Annotated in this window: 14 protein-coding genes; 8 read left to right on the plus strand and 6 right to left on the minus strand. The window is 74.8% G+C overall.

Features of this window, described 5'->3' with window-relative positions; all coding sequences use genetic code 11:
- Positions 1-261: 261 nt before the first annotated feature.
- Positions 262-471, minus strand: coding sequence for a DUF5703 family protein (locus ABZY91_RS32390; protein ID WP_329877763.1), 210 nt, complete (start codon positions 469-471; stop codon positions 262-264).
- A 354-nt stretch (positions 472-825) separates the two neighbouring features.
- Here ABZY91_RS32390 and ABZY91_RS32395 point away from each other — a divergent pair, with 354 nt between their 5' ends.
- A complete protein-coding gene (locus tag ABZY91_RS32395) occupies positions 826-1,434 on the plus strand; it encodes a hypothetical protein (RefSeq protein WP_329877761.1) in 609 nt (202 codons plus the stop codon).
- 172 nt (positions 1,435-1,606) lie between these two features.
- On the opposite strand, the gene ABZY91_RS32400 is transcribed toward ABZY91_RS32395, so the two are convergent.
- From ABZY91_RS32400 to ABZY91_RS32415, 4 genes are all read right to left on the minus strand, one after another.
- Complete coding sequence (locus ABZY91_RS32400; protein ID WP_355406579.1) at positions 1,607-2,239, minus strand: ester cyclase; 633 nt, start codon at positions 2,237-2,239, stop codon at positions 1,607-1,609.
- Positions 2,240-2,316: 77 nt separating this feature from the next.
- Positions 2,317-3,099 (minus strand): SDR family oxidoreductase, encoded by a 783-nt coding sequence (locus ABZY91_RS32405; protein WP_329877757.1) that lies wholly within the window; start codon positions 3,097-3,099, stop codon positions 2,317-2,319.
- 304 nt (positions 3,100-3,403) lie between these two features.
- Positions 3,404-5,767, minus strand: a complete 2,364-nt coding sequence (locus ABZY91_RS32410; protein ID WP_355406581.1) for a helix-hairpin-helix domain-containing protein — start codon at positions 5,765-5,767, stop codon at positions 3,404-3,406.
- A 286-nt stretch (positions 5,768-6,053) separates the two neighbouring features.
- Positions 6,054-7,034: an aldo/keto reductase gene (locus ABZY91_RS32415; RefSeq protein ID WP_355406583.1), complete on the minus strand. Its 981-nt coding sequence runs from the start codon at positions 7,032-7,034 to the stop codon at positions 6,054-6,056.
- Positions 7,035-7,320: 286 nt separating this feature from the next.
- Between ABZY91_RS32415 and ABZY91_RS32420 the strand changes: the two genes are divergently transcribed.
- Positions 7,321-8,367, plus strand: a complete 1,047-nt coding sequence (locus tag ABZY91_RS32420; RefSeq protein ID WP_329950182.1) for an LLM class F420-dependent oxidoreductase — start codon at positions 7,321-7,323, stop codon at positions 8,365-8,367.
- A 118-nt stretch (positions 8,368-8,485) separates the two neighbouring features.
- On the opposite strand, the gene ABZY91_RS32425 is transcribed toward ABZY91_RS32420, so the two are convergent.
- Positions 8,486-9,478 (minus strand): magnesium and cobalt transport protein CorA, encoded by a 993-nt coding sequence (locus ABZY91_RS32425; RefSeq protein WP_355406585.1) that lies wholly within the window; start codon positions 9,476-9,478, stop codon positions 8,486-8,488.
- A 140-nt stretch (positions 9,479-9,618) separates the two neighbouring features.
- On the opposite strand from ABZY91_RS32425, the gene ABZY91_RS32430 reads away from it, so the two are divergent.
- From ABZY91_RS32430 to mshC, 6 genes are all read left to right on the plus strand, one after another.
- Entirely contained in the window at positions 9,619-10,383 is a 765-nt protein-coding gene (locus tag ABZY91_RS32430) for an MSMEG_4193 family putative phosphomutase (RefSeq protein ID WP_355406587.1), read from the plus strand.
- Between the two features lie 209 nt (positions 10,384-10,592).
- A complete protein-coding gene (locus ABZY91_RS32435) occupies positions 10,593-11,153 on the plus strand; it encodes a DUF3090 domain-containing protein (protein WP_355406589.1) in 561 nt (186 codons plus the stop codon).
- A gap of 155 nt (positions 11,154-11,308) precedes the next feature.
- Positions 11,309-12,121 (plus strand): SCO1664 family protein, encoded by an 813-nt coding sequence (locus ABZY91_RS32440; protein WP_355406607.1) that lies wholly within the window; start codon positions 11,309-11,311, stop codon positions 12,119-12,121.
- A 246-nt stretch (positions 12,122-12,367) separates the two neighbouring features.
- Entirely contained in the window at positions 12,368-13,285 is a 918-nt protein-coding gene (locus ABZY91_RS32445; protein ID WP_329877743.1) for a helix-turn-helix domain-containing protein, read from the plus strand.
- 188 nt (positions 13,286-13,473) lie between these two features.
- Positions 13,474-14,358 (plus strand): carbohydrate-binding protein, encoded by an 885-nt coding sequence (locus ABZY91_RS32450; RefSeq protein ID WP_355406591.1) that lies wholly within the window; start codon positions 13,474-13,476, stop codon positions 14,356-14,358.
- 213 nt (positions 14,359-14,571) lie between these two features.
- Positions 14,572-15,801: a cysteine--1-D-myo-inosityl 2-amino-2-deoxy-alpha-D-glucopyranoside ligase gene (mshC, locus tag ABZY91_RS32455; protein ID WP_329877739.1), complete on the plus strand. Its 1,230-nt coding sequence runs from the start codon at positions 14,572-14,574 to the stop codon at positions 15,799-15,801.
- Positions 15,802-15,892: the final 91 nt, after the last annotated feature.

The raw sequence follows: 15,892 nt of genomic DNA on the forward strand, positions 1-15,892 counted from the left end.
GCCGGGCACGCTGCCCCACTCGGCGAGCGAGGACGCGGGGATCTCGAACCCGGGGTTGGTGGCGATGTTGACGGAGGGCGCGGAGGCGCCGGAACGGAAGGAGGCCCCGGCGAGAGGGCGGGCGGGGAGCCGACGCCGGAGCGGACCGGCCGGAGCGAGCCGGCCGCGGAACAGCGGAAGACCGGCCCTGGGGCAGCCCGGGGGAGTCGGTGAAGAGGTCGGTCGGAGACGGCAACACGCCGTCTCAACAGGTGGAAGCCGTCACCAGCTCCGGACCTGCCGGATGATCCGCCGGCGCAGCAGCACGGTTCGGCTGCCGTCCGGGAACAGGCGAAGCCTGTCCAGTTCCCAGTGTCCGTACTCGGCGTGATCGGTGAGTAGTTGGCGTGCCGCGTTGCGGGACGTCCCGCGGGGCATGCGCAGTGACTGGTACTCGTACTCCGGCTGCCGGACCGGCTGCGGTGGGGTCAAGATTCTCCTCCTGTGGGACACCTGCGGGCAAGCCTACGGCCTGCCTCCGACAACCGGCCCGGGTATTTTCGGCCGCGATGCCCGCCGTCCTCCCGCCGGGTCGGCCGGCGACCCCCGGGCCCGTGACTGACAGTCCATCAGTTCCGTTGCGCCTGTGGTCGGCATACCCCGAACGCGGCTCGTGAAGCGACACCCGTACGGCTCAGCAGGCCCGTCCCGCGCCCCCGGGGGGCGGGCGGACCGCGGGGACAGAAGCACGCGGAACGGACATCACGGGGGAAGTTGCGGTGAAATCGCGGGTGTAGGTGACAACCGCTGTGCGTACCGGCACCGAGGGGAGATAGCGTCTGCACCATGTCTGATGCCGCGCAGCCCACCATTGCCGAGGTACGCGCCGCCGCCGAGGCGGTCAAGGCCGCCATCGACCGTCATCTGGAAGCGGTGTCGACCCCGACCGCAGTGGACGACTCCGCTGTGTCCACCGCCTACGAGCAGCTGGCGACGGCGGCGATCGCGTACGACCAAATCCTGTACGAGGTCTACGACGAGGTCACCCCCTTCGAGGTGCCCGGTGACGAGGGCCCGGGCGGGTACCACGGCCCCGAGCAGCCCGAGGCGATCAGCGTGCTGATCCGCCGCGACTACCACATCGTCGACCCGAAGCGGCTGCGCGCCCAGGCGGAGCGGCTGGACGATTCGCTGACCCCCGGCGGAGGCGCGGACAGTGGTGGGGTGAACGCCGCGATCGGCGTGCTGTTCGGCGAGTTCGAGCCGGACGAGATCGCCGCCCGCAGCGAGGAGTTCGGGCTGGAGGAGGCCGACTCGACGCTCTGGGTGGCCGCGGCCGAGCCGACCGAGCCGGGGGAGTGGCTGCCGGAACCCTTCGAGCACGCGGATCCGCAGCTGCTGATCTGCCGCTTCGACGTCAGCGAGGTCTACGACGACGAGGACCTCGACGACTGACCCGCGCGTCCGGTCCTCGCCCGGTCCGCACCCGCCCCGCCCGCCGGCCCGAACGCCGGGGCGCGGGCGGGGCGGGCGGGTCGGGGGTGGACCGAGACAGCCTCCCCGGTACCGACCCCGTGCGCGAGTGACGGGCGCCGAGTGATGCGCGCCGGACCGTCCGTACGGGCGCTCAGCGGGCGGCGGCGCCGAGCTGGGCGAGCAGCGTCCGGTTGTCCTCGATGTGCCAGTCCTCGGTGATCCGGTCGGTCCCGACGTGCTGGATGTCGATCGCGTTGAACTCGACCCGCTGCCCTCGCCCGGCCACGCCGTCGAAGACTCCGGTGAAGTGGCCGCGGAAGACCAGGCGGGCGGTGATCATGTCGCCGGTGATCAGTAGGTCGGCGAGCTCGCAGGTGAGGTCCGGTACGGCCGCGCGGAATGTGCGGGAGGCGAAGGCGGGGCCCGCCGGGCCCTGCGGGCGGCCGTCCGGGAGGGTGTTGTCCCGGAATCCCCGGTCGACGGCGGCGTCCAAGTGGCGCTGTTCCCCGGTGTTCCAGAAGGTGTAGAGGTGCTGCGCGAGCCGGATCTCCTGGGTGGCCCGGCGCTTGCTCAGCGACCCGTCGACGGTCAGGGCGCGCGGCCGGACGAGCTCCGGCGAGCGGTCCACCAGGCGCCAGGCCCGGTCGGAGGCCGCGCCGGCACCGGAGCCGCGGGCGCCCGCGGAACCCTGGGCGGTGGCAGTGGTGGTACCGAGTGCGACGGCGGCGGCGAGCAGACCGGCGGTGGCGAGGGCGGCGGTGCGGAGACGCTTCGGCGAGCGCATGGTTTCGGACATTCCTCTCGTAGGACGGTGGGCGGCGAACGGCGAACGGCGGGCGCCGTGAAGGTGCCCCCGGCCGGTCAGAGCTGCCGCAGCGCGCCGCCGTCGACGGCCCACTCGGCGCCGGTGACCTGCCGGGCGAGCGGCGAGACCAGGTAGGCGACCACCCGGGCGACGTCCTCGGGCGTGCCCAGCCGGGCGCTCGGCAGGCGCCGGACCTCGCGGACGAAGTGGTCGACGGCCGCCTCGACGGGCAGCCCGAAGCCCTCGGCGAGCTGCTCGGCGAAGCCGCCGGGCGCGTCCCAGAGCCGGGTCCGGGTCGGGCCGGGGGAGACCACGTTGGAGCGGACGCCGCGCGGGCCGAACTCCACGGCGAGTGACTTGGAGAGCGAGAGCAGGGCGGTCTTGGCAGCCGCGTAGTCCACCAGCGGGCTGTCGGGCAGCCGGGCGGCCTCGCTGGCGAGGTGCACCAGCGAGCCGCCCCCGCGCAGCAGCGCGGGTACGGCGGCGCGGCTCATCCGGACCGCGGAGTGGAAGTTGAGGTCGAAGGTGGCGCGCCACTGCTCGTCGGTGACCTCCAGGAAGCCGGGCCGGGCGTCCAGGCCGCCGGCGTTGTTCACCAGGGCGTCCAGCCGCCCGTGCCGGGCCAGCACCTGCCCGACGACGCGGTCGGCGGCGCCGGGGTCGGTCACGTCGGCGGCCACGGCCTCCACCCGCTCGCCGAGTGCCGGGACGCCCTCCGGCGAGCGGGCGACGCCGACCACGACCGCGCCCTCGGCGGCGAGCAGCCGCACGGTGGCCTCGCCGATCCCGGCGGAGGCGCCGGTGACGACGACCACCTTGTCGGTGAGCTGAAGATCCATGGGCGGCACTCCTCGGTCGGTCCGGGTTCGCCGGGGGGCGGGCCGGCGAACTGCCTCCACCCTCCGCCGAGCTGGTGCCATGCGTCCAAGGCTTGATTTCTACCGGAATGATGACTTGTGCTCATGGACCCCGCGGCGGACGGCCGGCGTGCGCCGCCCCCGTCCCGGCCGGACCGGTGGCCGGGCCGGCGGCGGGCGAACGGTGAGGGTGACGGAACGCGACGGGAGGGCCCCTCGTGAACGAGGAGCCCTCCCGTGGGTGCGGCCGTGGGTGCGGCCGTGGGTGCGGCCGGCGGGGGCCGGGTCAGTACGCCCGGGCGGCGTTCTCGGCCAGGACGGCGCGGAGCCGGGTGGTGCGGGGCGACGCCGGGCGCTCGGTGACCGCCTGGGGGAGCGCCGGGCCGGCGGCGTGGACCACCGAGAGGTGGCGTTCGCCGCGGCCGAAGGCGGTGTAGACCCACTGGCGGGTGAGCGCCGCGGCCGCGTCGTCGGGCAGGACGACCACGGCACCCGGCCAGCGGCGGCCGACCGCCTGGTGGACGGTCAAGGCCCAGCCGTGCCGGAGCCGGGCGGCCTCGGCCGGCGGGACCGTCCGGCGGGCGCCGTCCGTGTACTCCAGGTGCAGGCCGGTGGCGTCACCGTCGACCACCCGGGCCAGGCGGGTGTGGCCGGGGGCGGGCGAGTCGGCCACCCGGTCGCCCGGGTCGAAGCCGCCGAACCGGCCCGGGCCCGGGTTGAGCCTGGCCTTGGCCGCGGCGTTCAGGGCCCGGGTGCCGGCGGTGCCGCCGTGGCCGGGGGTGAGCAGCACCACCTGCTCGGCCGGGATGCCGAGGGCGCGCGGGATGGAGTCGGTGAGCAGCTGGATGGCCCGGTGGACGGCCTCGCCGCCGTCCTTGGCGGTCAGGATGACCACCTCCTTGTCGGGCGCGTCGACCGGCTGGAGCTCGCCGATGCCGATGCCGGAGACCAGCTCGCCGATCGGGCCGAAGTCCGGCGTCCGGGAGGCCACCGCCGGGCAGACCTTGGCGGTGAGCAGGTCGGCGAAGAACCGGCCGGGGCCCGCCGACCAGAGCTGGCCCGGGTCGCCGCTGAGCACCAGCCGGGTGCCGTCGGCCAGCGACTCCAGCAGGGTGGCGGCCAGTTCGACGTCCAGCAGCGGGGCGTCCAGGACGATCAGGACGTCGAGCGCGAGCGAGCCGTCCGGGGAGCGCCCCGGTCCGGCCACGCCGGCCAGGAGTTCGGCCAGGGTGACGACGGGCGCGGTGCCGGGTGCCCCGGTGAGCGCGGCGAAGGCGGTCCGGCCCTGGTCGGTCCAGGTGGCGGCCCAGGCGCGCAGACCGAGGCCGGTGGCGGCGGTCAGCAGGGCGGCGGGTTCGGCGCGGGCGGCCTCGCCGCCGGTGTGCAGGACGAGGGCGCTCTCGGCGGTGGCCCGGATCAGGGCGGTCGCGGAGGAGGACGGGGCTGCGGCGGCGGCCTCCTCCCAGGCGGTCGGACCGGGTGCGAGGGGCGGCTCGGGGAACTCCTCGGGGGACTGGCCGGTGTCGGCGGTCCCCGCGGGGGCCTCTGCGGCGGCCGGGACCTCCTCGTCGGCCAGGGCCCCTTCGTCCTCGCCGTCGGACGAGTCGTTCGACGAGTCGCCGGACGGCTCCTCCGACGATCCCTCGGAAGGCCCGGCGGCGGCCTGCTCCCCGCCGGTGTCCCCGCCCGTGTCCTCGTCCGCCGGGTCCTCCCCGGGAACGAAGGTCGACATCAGCCGGACCAGCCCGTCCGCCAGGCTCTCCTCCGCCAGCGCCAGCCGCTCCAGCGTGAGCAGCGTGCGGGTCGGCGGCTCGTCCTCCTCGTCGTCGGCGCCGGTGGTGTGGGCCTCGGCGCCGGTGAGTTCCTCCTGGAAGGGCATCGCCCGGCCGTCGAGTACGGCGGCCTGGACGGCGGCGGCGGAGTCCGGCACGCCGAGGCGGTCGAGTCCGGCCGTGACCTCGCCGATCTCCAGGGCCGAGTGGCCGCGCAGGGCCGCCTGCTCCAGCAGCCAGCCGACCAGCGCCTGGGCGCGGCGCGGGTCGCCGGGACCGGCTTCGGGGCCGAGCAGGCCGCGGGCGAAGCCGTCCGCGTGCTCGGGCCGCACGGCGGGCAGGGTCAGTACCGCCCACGGGTCCCTGCGCAGCTGCTCGGCGGCGCTGTCGCCGAACGCGGCCACGGCGGCCGGTGCCAGGTCGGCCGGGGCGCCGCCTGCGGCGAGCACCTCGGCCGTGTCCCGCAGCGCCTGGTCCCGCTGCTCGTCGGTGACGGGCCCGGCGGCTGCGGTCGCGGCGCTCCCGGGCGCGGGCCGATCGGTCGGAGCCTCGGTGGCGGAAGCCCGGGGAGCGGCGGCGGACCCGGCCGCCGATGTGGTGCCGGCCGCCCCGCCACCGCCCCTGCTGCCGCCGCGGTCGCCTCCGCCGGGCCGCCCGACGGCCCGGACCGCCTCGGCCAGCGCCGCCACGGCCGCCGCCTTGTCGGCCTTGCCGGCCTCGTCGTCGGACGCGGGCGCAGGGACGGACGCGGGCGCAGACGCGGACGCAGGTGCGGGCGTGGACGAGGGGTCGGGAGAGGGTGCGGGGACGGCGGCGGAGCCGCCGGTGCCCGGGGTCGCCGAAGTCTCCTCCGGAGCGCCGTTCTCCGTGTCACTCATCGTTCGCTCCACAAAAGCTCAACTCCACTGCTGGGCACCGGCCGCCCCGTCGTGCGGGCGGTCGGCAGGTTCGGGCCGGCTGCGCGCCGCGCGGGGCGGCCGGGCCGACGATCGGTCGGTTCGGTACAACAGGGTCGGCACATGCCGGCGGGCCGTACGGCCCGGTCCGTACGAGACGGACCGTACGGACGCCGCAGGCGGTGCGGACGGCCACAGGCACTACATCACGTCGTTCGTTACGGGGTCGGGTCCGGTCCGTCGGGTCGCGGGGCGGGGGCGAGCCGTCCTACAGCTCGCTCCACCCCTGGTCGGGGTAGCGGTGGACCGGCGCCGAGATGTCGTCGAGCGCACCGCGGATCTCACTCGGAAGCGTAAGTGCCTCCACCGACAACGACGCCTGCAACTGCGCCACCGTCCGCGCGCCGACCAGCGCGCTCGCCACCCCGGGCCGGTCCCGGACCCACGCCAGCGCCACCGCCAGCGGGCTGCTGCCGAGCCCGTCGGCGGCGGTGGCGACGGCGTCCACGATCCGTCGGGACCGCTCCCCGAGGTACGGCTGCACGAACCCGGTGAGGTACGGCGAGGCGCCGCGCGAGTCCTGCGGGACGCCGTGCCGGTACTTCCCGGTGAGCACGCCGCGCCCGAGCGGGGAGGAGGCGAGCAGGCCGACCCCGCCGTCCTCCGCGGCGGGCACCGCCTCCCGCTCGATCCCGCGCTGGAGCAGCGAGTACTCCAGCTGCGCGCCGGCCAGCGGGACCCGGCCGTGGTGGGCGTTCTGCCAGGTGGCCGCCCTGGCGAGCTGCCAGCCGCTGTAGTCGCAGACCCCGACGTACCGGGCGCGCCCGGAGGCGACGGCGATGTCCAGGGCGCTGAGGGTCTCCTCGACCGGCGTGGCCGGGTCGAAGGCGTGCACCTGCCAGAGGTCGACGTAGTCGGTGCCGAGCCGGCGCAGCGAGGCGTCGAGGGCGGCGAGCAGGTGGCCGCGGGAGCCGTCGAAGCGGCGGCCGGAGGCGGGGACGCTGCCCGCCTTGGTGGCGATGACCAGGTCGGAGCGGGGGATCAGGCTGTCGGTGAGCCGGGAGAGCAGGTACTCGGCGTCGCCGTCGGCGTAGACGTCGGCGGTGTCGACCAGGTTGCCGCCGGCGTCCACGAACTCCTTGAGCTGCTCGGCGGCCGTCTGCTCGTCGGTGTCGCGGCCCCAGGTCATGGTGCCGAGGCCGAGCCGGGAGACCTGCAGCCCGGTGCGGCCGAGGTGACGCTTTTCCATCGGACGGGCCCTCTCACTGGCCGATATCGAGGGGACATCGGGCGGACGTCGGGGGGAGATCTGGGGGAGATCGGGGGGCAAACGCGCAGGTGGGGCATGGCGCCCCCACGTCGGCTGAGCGTAGCGGCCGGTGCCCGGGCAGGTGTGCAGACCCGCAGAACGATCACCGCCCGCCCGGTCGTCCGGGGCGCGGCCCGAATGTGACCCGGGTCACTGCTACCGGCCAGTAGCATGGCCGCCGGACGCCCGGTTACCCTCACGGAACACCTGACTGGAAGGCAGTGCCATGCGACTCGGTATCAACCTCGGCTACTGGGGACTCGGCATGGACGCCGACAACGTCGCCGTCGCGCAGGAGGCCGACCGGCTCGGCTACTCGGTCTGCTGGGCGGCCGAGGCCTACGGGTCGGACGCGGCCACCGTGCTGTCGTTCGTCGCGGCCCGGACCGAGCGGATCGACGTCGGCTCGGCCATCTTCCAGATCCCGGCCCGCACCCCGGCGATGACCGCGATGACCGCGGCGACCCTGGACACCCTCTCCGGCGGCCGGTTCCGGCTGGGCCTCGGCGTCTCGGGCCCCCAGGTCTCCGAGGGCTGGTACGGCGTGAAGTTCGACAAGCCGCTGGCCCGCACGCGCGAGTACGTCGAGATCATCCGCAAGGCGATGTCCCGCGAGCGGCTGGTCCACGAGGGCGAGCACTGGACGCTGCCGTTGCCCGGCGGGCCCGGCAAGCCGATCAAGCTCACCGTGCACCCGGTCCGCGAGCACATCCCGCTGTACATCGCCGCGATCGGCCCGAAGAACCTCGAACAGACCGGCGAGATCGCCGACGGCTGGCTGGGCATCTTCTTCGCCCCCGAGCACGCCGCGCTCTCGCTCGACCCGCTGAAGGCCGGCCGGGCCAAGGCGGGCAGGGAGCTGGAGGGCTTCGACCTCTGCCCGACCGTCACCATCGCGGTCGGCGAGGACATCAAGGCGGGCGTCGACTCCCAGCGCTCCTACGCCGCGCTCTACATCGGCGGAATGGGCAGCAAGGAGAAGAACTTCTACAACCAGCTCACGCGCCGCATGGGCTACGAGCAGGCCGCCGACGAGATCCAGGAGCGCTACCTGGCCAAGGACTACGCCGGTGCGGCGGCGGCCGTCCCGCACGACCTGATCGACGCCACCTCGCTGGTCGGCGACACCGCGCGGATCGCCGACCGGATGCAGGCCTACGCGGACGCGGGCGTCACCACGCTGACCCTGGCGCCGTCCGGCTTCACCCTGGACGAGCGGCTCCGGGCGCTGCGCACCGGTGTCGAGGCGCTGGAGCGCGCCGGGCTGGCCTGACCCGCGGGCCCGGAGCGAAGCCGGGTCGGGCCCGGGGCGGGCCCGGAGCAGAGACCGGGGACCGGGGTGGAGGGGCCGGAGCCGGGGAGGTGGCGCGAGGCCCCCACCCCGGCCCGTCTCACAGCCAGCCGTGCCGCTTGAACACCCGGTGCAGCACCAGGCAGACCGTCACCATCACCCCGACCGCGGCCGGGTACCCCCAGGGCTGGCGGAGCTCGGGCATGTCGTCGAAGTTCATGCCGTACACGCCGGCGATCATCGTCGGCACGGCGGCCAGCGCCGCCCAGGCGGAGATCTTCCGCATGTCGTTGTTCTGCTGCACGCTCACCTGCGCCAGGTTGGCGGCGAGGATGTCGGAGAGCAGCCGGTCCATGCCCTCCACCTGGTCGTTGGCCCGGGCCAGGTGGTCGGCGACGTCCCGCAGGTAGGGCAGCGCCTCGGGGCGGACGAACGGGACGCCGCCGCGCTCCAGCCGCAGCATCGGGTCGAGCAGCGGCCCGGTGGCCCGGCGGACGGTCACCAGCTGCCGCTTGTATCCGTAGATCCGGCTCGCGATGTCGCGGCCGACCCGGCCGGGGGCGAACACGTCGGCCTCCAGCTCGTCGAGGTCCGCCTGGAGCCCGACGGCCACGTCCACGTACCCGTCCACCACCCGGTCGCAGACCGAGTGCAGCACGGCGCTCGGGCCGTACCTGAGCAGCTCGGGCTGCTCCTCCAGCTCGTGGCGCAGCTCGCCGAGCGGGGTGTCGGCACCGTGGCGGACCGTCATCACGAAGTCCTCGCCGACGAAGAGCATCACCTCGCCACTGGTGACGGCGTGGCCGTCGGGGTGGTAGCCGAGCGTCTTGAGGGCCACGAAGAGCGATCCCTGGTAGGCCTCCACCTTGGGGCGCTGGTGGGCGCTGACCGCGTCCTCGACCGACAGCGGGTGCAGGCCGAACTCGGTGCTGACCTCGTCGAGTTCCTCGGTGGTGGGTTCGAACAGGCCTATCCAGACGAAGCCGCCCCGGCCTGCCGCCCGTGCGGCGGCGAGGGAGCCGGCGGGGTCCGCGGGCGTCGCGACCGGGCGGCCGTCCCGGTAGATGGCGCAGTGGACGATCATGCGGGTCATTGTCGCCCCTGGGGCGCCCCGGGGGGTACCTGCCGCGACCGGCGGCGCGGGCCGTCGGCCGGGCCCGGCGCGATCCTCAGCCCGGCCCGGCAAGATCCTTTCGACCCCGCGGGGAGCCGGGAAGCCGTAGGGTGGGCCCCATGCCGACCCTGCTGCTCGTCCGCCACGGCCGCTCCACCGCGAACACCGCCGGAATCCTGGCCGGTTGGACCCCGGGGGTGGACCTCGACGACACCGGGCGCGAACAGGCGGCCGCGCTGGCCGGCCGACTCGCCGGGATCCTGCTGGTCCAGGCGGTCAGCAGCCCCCTGGAGCGGTGCCGGCAGACCCTGGAGCCGCTGCTCGCGGTCCGGCCCGAGCTGGCCGGTCCCGAGAGGGGCGGTTCCGCACCGGGCGAGCCCGCCCTCGACGAGCGGCTCGGCGAGTGCCACTACGGCGACTGGACCGGCAGGCCGCTCGCGGAGCTGGCGAAGGAACCGCTCTGGCGCACCGTCCAGGACCACGCGGCGGCGGCGGCGTTCCCCGGCGGGGAGTCGCTGCGCGAACTGAGCCACCGGACGGTCGGCGCGGTCCGCGAGTGGAACGAGAAGGTCGCGGCCGAGCACGGCGAGGACGCGGTCTGGATCGCCTGCTCGCACGGCGACGTGATCAAGGCGGTGGTGGCCGACGCGCTCGGTCTGCACCTCGACCACTTCCAGCGGATCAACGTCGACCCCTGTTCGGTGACCGCGATCCGCTACACCGCGCGGCGCCCCTTCGTGCTGAGGATGGGTGACTCCGGCGACCTCACCTCGCTGGCCCCGAGGCCGGCCGGCCCGGGCCGGCCGGGGGGTCCGGGGGCGCCCGACGGCGACCCGGCGTCGAGCGGGGACGCCGTGGTCGGCGGCTCCACCGGGACGGCCTGAGCACCACCGCACGGCCCGGGGCCGCGCCGGACAGCCCGTCGCGGCGAACCTCCGCCCGCGGTGCCCTGTTCGCGGGCCTCCCCGCCCGGGGCTCGGCTCCCCGGCGCGGCCCGGGAGGTCGTAGGGTGACCATGAGTCCCCCGGACCCCGGCCGACCCCCATATCCCCGAACGATCCCTACGACGATCGAGACGATCCGGAGCGAGAGCGTGCCCCGTCAGGTCTACTTCTACGACCAGCCCGAACGGTTCGTGGCCGGCACCGTCGGCCAGCCCGGCGCCCGGGCGTTCTACCTCCAGGCGAGCGCCCGGGGGCGGATCACCAGCGTGCTGCTGGAGAAGACCCAGGTGACCGCGCTCGCCGAGCGGATCGAGGAGGTCCTCGACGAGGCGCTGCGCCGCAGCGGCGGATCGGCGTCCATCCCGCCGACCGCCCCGCAGGACCTGCTCGACACCGCGCCGCTGGACCTGCCGCTGGAGCAGGAGTTCCGGGTCGGCACGATGGCGCTGGCGTGGGACACCGTGGACAGCTGCCTGGTGGTCGAGGCGCAGGCCCTGGTCGAGGACGAGGAGGAGGGCGCCGCCGTCTTCGAGGACGACGAGAACGGCCCGGACATGCTCCGGGTGCGGCTCTCCGGCGCGATGGCCCGGGTGTTCGCCAAGCGGGCGCTGGACCTGGTGGCGGCCGGTCGCAAGCCCTGCCCGTTCTGCAACCTGCCGCTCGACCCGGAGGGCCACCTGTGCCCGCGCGCGAACGGCTACCGGCGCTGAACACCGGGACCCCGCCCCGGGCCGAGGGCCCCGACGCCGCCGGGCCCGCGACCGCCGCGCCGGACGCCCCCGGGCCCGGAACGGCCACCGGCGGCGACACGGCCACCGACGGCGACACGGGCGCCGACACCGTCGAGGCGCCCAGGGCCGACCCGGTGGCGGCCGCCGCGCTCGCCGCCGACCCGTCCACCGCGCTGCGCCTGCTCCGCGAGGGCACCCTGACCGTCCACGGGCGGCTCACCGACGCCTCCAACGCCGCGCTCTACTGCACCGTCGCGCTGGACGACCGCACCGCCCAGGCGGTCTACAAACCGGTGGCCGGCGAACGTCCGCTGTGGGACTTCCCGGACGGCACCCTGGCCGGCCGCGAGATCGCCGCGTACGAGGTGTCGGCCGCCACCGGCTGGGCGCTGATCCCGCCGACCGTGCTGCGCGAGGGCCCGCACGGGCCGGGCATGGTGCAGCTCTGGGTGGAGCCGGACCCGGACGCCGAGCCGCTGCTCGCACTCCAGGACCCGCGCGGCGCGGAGGCGGGCTGGTTGCCGATCGTCCGGGCCGAGGTGGGCGGCGGGCGCACCGCCCTGCTGGTGCACCCCGACGACGAGCGGCTGCGGCGGCTCGCGGTGCTGGACGCCGTCCTCAACAACGCGGACCGCAAGGGCGGCCACCTGATCCCGGCCGCCGACGGCCGGATCTACGGCATCGACCACGGCGTCACCTTCAACACCGAGGGCAAGCTGCGCACCCTGCTCTGGGGCTGGGCCGGGCAGCCGTTGCCCGCCGAGTCCGCGGAGGTGCTGGCCGGACTGGCCGAGGAGTTGGACGGCGCGCTGGGGGCGCGGCTGGCGCCGCACCTGACCGTCGCCGAACTGGACGCCACCCGGGCGCGGGTGGCGGCGCTGCGCGTCACCGGGGCCCACCCGCTGCCGTCCGAGGACTGGCCGTCCATCCCGTGGCCGCCGATCTGACCCGGGCACACCCGGGCGGGGAGCGCCCCGTCCGGCCGTGCAGCCCGGCCCGCGGCGCCCTGCCGTAGGACCCGGCCGTAGAACCCTGCGGTGGGGCCCGGCCGCAGGACCGGCCCGTAGCGCCCGGCCCGTCGCGACACCACCGTGTCCGAACCACCCGGCCGTGGCCGCGCCTGTGCGTCCGACGGGCCTCCGCAGCCGGAAGTGGTCTGGACCGGTAAGCCGGACCGGCCGCACACTGCGACGATGGACGAGCGACGGACCACCCCCCACCTGGACCTGCCGCTGCACCGCTTACAGGTCCCGTTGCCGCATCTGCTCCCCTTCGCGATCGGCAGTTTCGACACCATCGGCCCGCTCTCCCGCGCGGGCTTCCCCCACCGGCACTCCTTCTACGAGATCGTGTACGTCACCGGCGGACGCGGCGCCCACGTCCTCGACCTGGCCCACCGGTCGCTGCAACCACCGCAGTTGTGCGTGATCGCGCCCGGCCAGGTGCACTACTGGGCGGACGCGGACGACCTCACCGGGCAGGTGGTCCTCTTCAACGAGGACTTCCTGCTCGCCCACCCCCAGGACCTCGCCGCGCTGCGCACCCTGGCGGCCCGTCCGGCCGTGCGGCTGGGCGAGCAGGCCGGCCCGATCGCCGCGCTGCTGGCCGACATGGAGGAGGAGTTCCGGGCCCGGCCGACCGGCTACCCGGGGGTCCTGCGGGCCAGTCTGCACATTCTCATCGTCCGTGCGCTGCGGGCCTGTTCGCCGGCCGGGCCGGGGGCGTCCCCCGGTCGCACCGGCGATCTGGCCACCGCCTTCACCCGGCTGGTCGCGACCTCGGGCGGGGTGCAGCGTTCGGTCGCCTCCTGCGCCCACGAGCTGGGCGTCTCGGTGAGCCACCTGCAGGCCATGGTCAAACAGGCGACCGGCCGGACGCCGGGCCGGCTGATCCGCCAGCAGCAGACCCTGGAGGCGAAACGCCTGCTGGCCTGCACCGAACTGACGGTCCGCCAGGTCTCCAGGGAGGCCGGGTTCGGTGATCCGGCGTACTTCTGCCGGTTCTTCCGCCGGGAGACCGGGATGACGCCGGGGGAGTTCCGTACCCGGGTCGGAGGAAATCACCACGATCCCCGGATCAGGTCCATCGCGGCGGCTCCGGACGGCCCGTAGTTTGACTGCTGGCCACCGGCGGCCCGCCCGGCGCGAGCGGGTCGGTCGCCGGCCGGGTCCTTGTCATGCCCCCACCATGGCAAGGGCCGCCCCCAGACCGCCCCCCACGGGCTCCGGTGCAGGTCCCTGCACCGTCCCCTACCCCTGGCACGAACGATCCCCCACACTCACACCGAAGGAGTCGGCGCATGCCCGCGTCCGAAGAGCCCACCACCGGGACGGACGGTCCGATCGACCGCCGGATCAGCCGCAAGACCGTCCTGAGGGCCGCCGCCGTGCTCGGCACCGCACCGCTGCTGGTCGGCGGTGGCGTCGCACTGGCCCGTGACCGGGTCGGCACCGGCGAGACCCCCGATTTCACCCCGGCCTGCCACGACGGCGACGCTCCCACCATCGAGCAGACCGAAGGCCCGTACTTCAAGCCCAACTCCCCGCTGCGCAGCTCGCTGATCACCAGCAGCACGCCGGGCACCCGGCTCACCGTCAGCGGCTTCGTCTTCGGCCGCGCGTGCCTGCCGATCTCCGGTGTACTGCTGGACTTCTGGCAGGCCGACGTCAACGGCGCCTACGACAACGCCGGCTTCAACTTCCGCGGCCACCAGTTCACCGACGCCAAGGGCGCGTTCAGCCTGACCACGATCGTGCCCGGCCTCTACCCGGGCCGCACCCGGCACATCCACGTCAAGCTCCAGGCGCCCGGCCGGCCGGTGCTCACCACCCAGCTCTACTTCCCGAACGAGCCGCGCAACAGCACCGACACCATCTACGACGCGCGGCTGCTGATGAACGTCCGCCAGGTCGGGTCGGCGAAGGAGGGCACGTACGACTTCGTCCTCAACGTGCCGCAGACGCCCAACCCGACCCAGACCCCCACCCAGACGCCCACCCAGACCCCGACCTCGACCCCGACGTCGACCCCCACGGGCGGGACCACGACGTGGACCGTGGGCACCTCCTACAACGCGGGCGACCGCGTCACCTATGCCGGCGTCTCCTACCGCTGCCTCCAGGGGCACACAGCCTTCCCGGGCTGGGAGCCGCCGAACGTTCCGGCCCTCTGGCAGCGGCTGTAGCGGCTCCGGCCGTATCACCGGTGGGTCGCGAGCGCCCGGTCGGCGGCAGGGCCGGCCGGGCGCCTCGATCGGACCCCTCCCACCAACGGGCAGGGGTCGTCAAGCCATGCGCACTATCAGTCCAGAACCGCTCAGGCAACGAAAGCAGGCGAATCCAGTCGATCTTCCCGACTGGTTAGGCTTTCAAATGTTCGCGCGGTTAAAGTCATTCCCATGCATGCCTGGCCCGCTTCCGAGGTTCCCGCCCTGCCTGGTCAGGGGCTCCCCCTTCGTATCCACGACACCGCTACGGGTGTCGTCCGGGAGGTCGTGCCGCAGGACGGCGCCGCCCGGATCTACGTCTGCGGCATCACGCCCTACGACGCGACCCACATGGGCCACGCCGCCACCTACAACGCCTTCGACCTGGTGCAGCGCGTGTGGAAGGACGCCGGCCACGACGTCCTGTACGTCCAGAACGTCACCGACGTGGACGACCCGCTGCTGGAGCGCGCCGTCGCCACCGGACAGGACTGGACGGTGCTGGCCGAGCGCGAGACCGCGCTCTTCCGCGAGGACATGACCGCCCTGAGGCTGCTCCCGCCGGCCCATTACATCGGCGCCGTGGAGTCGATCCCGTGGATCGTCCCGCTGGTCCAGAAGCTGCTGGCGAGCGGGGCCGCCTACGAGCTGGACGGCGACATCTACTTCTCCGTCGAGTCCGACCCGCACTTCGGCGAGGTCTCCGGGCTCGCCCGCGAGGCCATGCACCCGGTCTTCGCCGAGCGTGGCGGCGACCCGGACCGCCCCGGCAAGCGCCACCCGCTGGACGCGCTGCTCTGGCTCGCCGCCCGTCCGGGCGAGCCCGCCTGGGACACCGAGCTCGGCCACGGCCGCCCCGGCTGGCACATCGAGTGCGTCGCGATCGCCCTGCAGTACCTGGGGATGTCCTTCGACATCCAGGGCGGCGGCAGCGACCTGTCCTTCCCGCACCACGAGATGGGCGCCGCGCACGCCCAGGTCGCCACCGGCGCCCACCCGTACGCCAAGACGTACGTGCACGCCGGCATGGTCGGCCTGGACGGGCACAAGATGTCCAAGTCCCGCGGCAACCTGGTCTTCGTCTCGGCCCTGCGCCGGGAGGGCGTCGACCCGGCCGCGATCCGTCTCGCCCTGCTCTCGCACCACTACCGCGAGGACTGGGAGTGGACCAAGGCCACCCTGGACGAGGCCGTCGAGCGCCTCGCCCGCTGGCGCGCCGCGGTCAGCCGCCCGGACGGACCGGACGCCGAGCAGCTGCTCACCGAGGTCCGCGCGGCGCTCGCCGAGGACCTGGACGCGCCCGCCGCGCTCGCCGCGGTGGACCGCTGGGCGGAGCGACAGCAGACCGGGGGCGGGTCCGACATCGGCGCGCCCGGCCTGGTCACCCGCACCGTGGACGCGCTGCTCGGCATCGCGCTGTAGCCGTCGGCCGCTCCGCGGCGCGGGCGTCCGGCCGAGGACGCCACCGCCGCGCGGGCGCCGACACGTCGAGGGGGTGACGGGACCGTGGTCC

It is taken from the genome of Kitasatospora sp. NPDC002965 (genome assembly GCF_040611255.1).
GTDB lineage: Bacteria > Actinomycetota > Actinomycetes > Streptomycetales > Streptomycetaceae > Kitasatospora.

What these genes read in the sequence shown, in the direction of transcription:
- ABZY91_RS32405 (WP_329877757.1), bottom strand. Translation starts at nt 3,099, where the DNA reads ATGGATCTTCAGCTCACCGACAAGGTGGTCGTCGTCACCGGCGCCTCC.
- ABZY91_RS32430 (WP_355406587.1), top strand. Translation starts at nt 9,619, where the DNA reads ATGCCGACCCTGCTGCTCGTCCGCCACGGCCGCTCCACCGCGAACACC.
- ABZY91_RS32420 (WP_329950182.1), top strand. Translation starts at nt 7,321, where the DNA reads ATGCGACTCGGTATCAACCTCGGCTACTGGGGACTCGGCATGGACGCC.
- mshC (WP_329877739.1), top strand. Translation starts at nt 14,572, where the DNA reads ATGCATGCCTGGCCCGCTTCCGAGGTTCCCGCCCTGCCTGGTCAGGGG.
- ABZY91_RS32450 (WP_355406591.1), top strand. Translation starts at nt 13,474, where the DNA reads ATGCCCGCGTCCGAAGAGCCCACCACCGGGACGGACGGTCCGATCGAC.
- ABZY91_RS32400 (WP_355406579.1), bottom strand. Translation starts at nt 2,239, where the DNA reads ATGCGCTCGCCGAAGCGTCTCCGCACCGCCGCCCTCGCCACCGCCGGT.
- ABZY91_RS32425 (WP_355406585.1), bottom strand. Translation starts at nt 9,478, where the DNA reads ATGACCCGCATGATCGTCCACTGCGCCATCTACCGGGACGGCCGCCCG.
- ABZY91_RS32410 (WP_355406581.1), bottom strand. Translation starts at nt 5,767, where the DNA reads ATGAGTGACACGGAGAACGGCGCTCCGGAGGAGACTTCGGCGACCCCG.
- ABZY91_RS32415 (WP_355406583.1), bottom strand. Translation starts at nt 7,034, where the DNA reads ATGGAAAAGCGTCACCTCGGCCGCACCGGGCTGCAGGTCTCCCGGCTC.
- ABZY91_RS32445 (WP_329877743.1), top strand. Translation starts at nt 12,368, where the DNA reads ATGGACGAGCGACGGACCACCCCCCACCTGGACCTGCCGCTGCACCGC.
- ABZY91_RS32395 (WP_329877761.1), top strand. Translation starts at nt 826, where the DNA reads ATGTCTGATGCCGCGCAGCCCACCATTGCCGAGGTACGCGCCGCCGCC.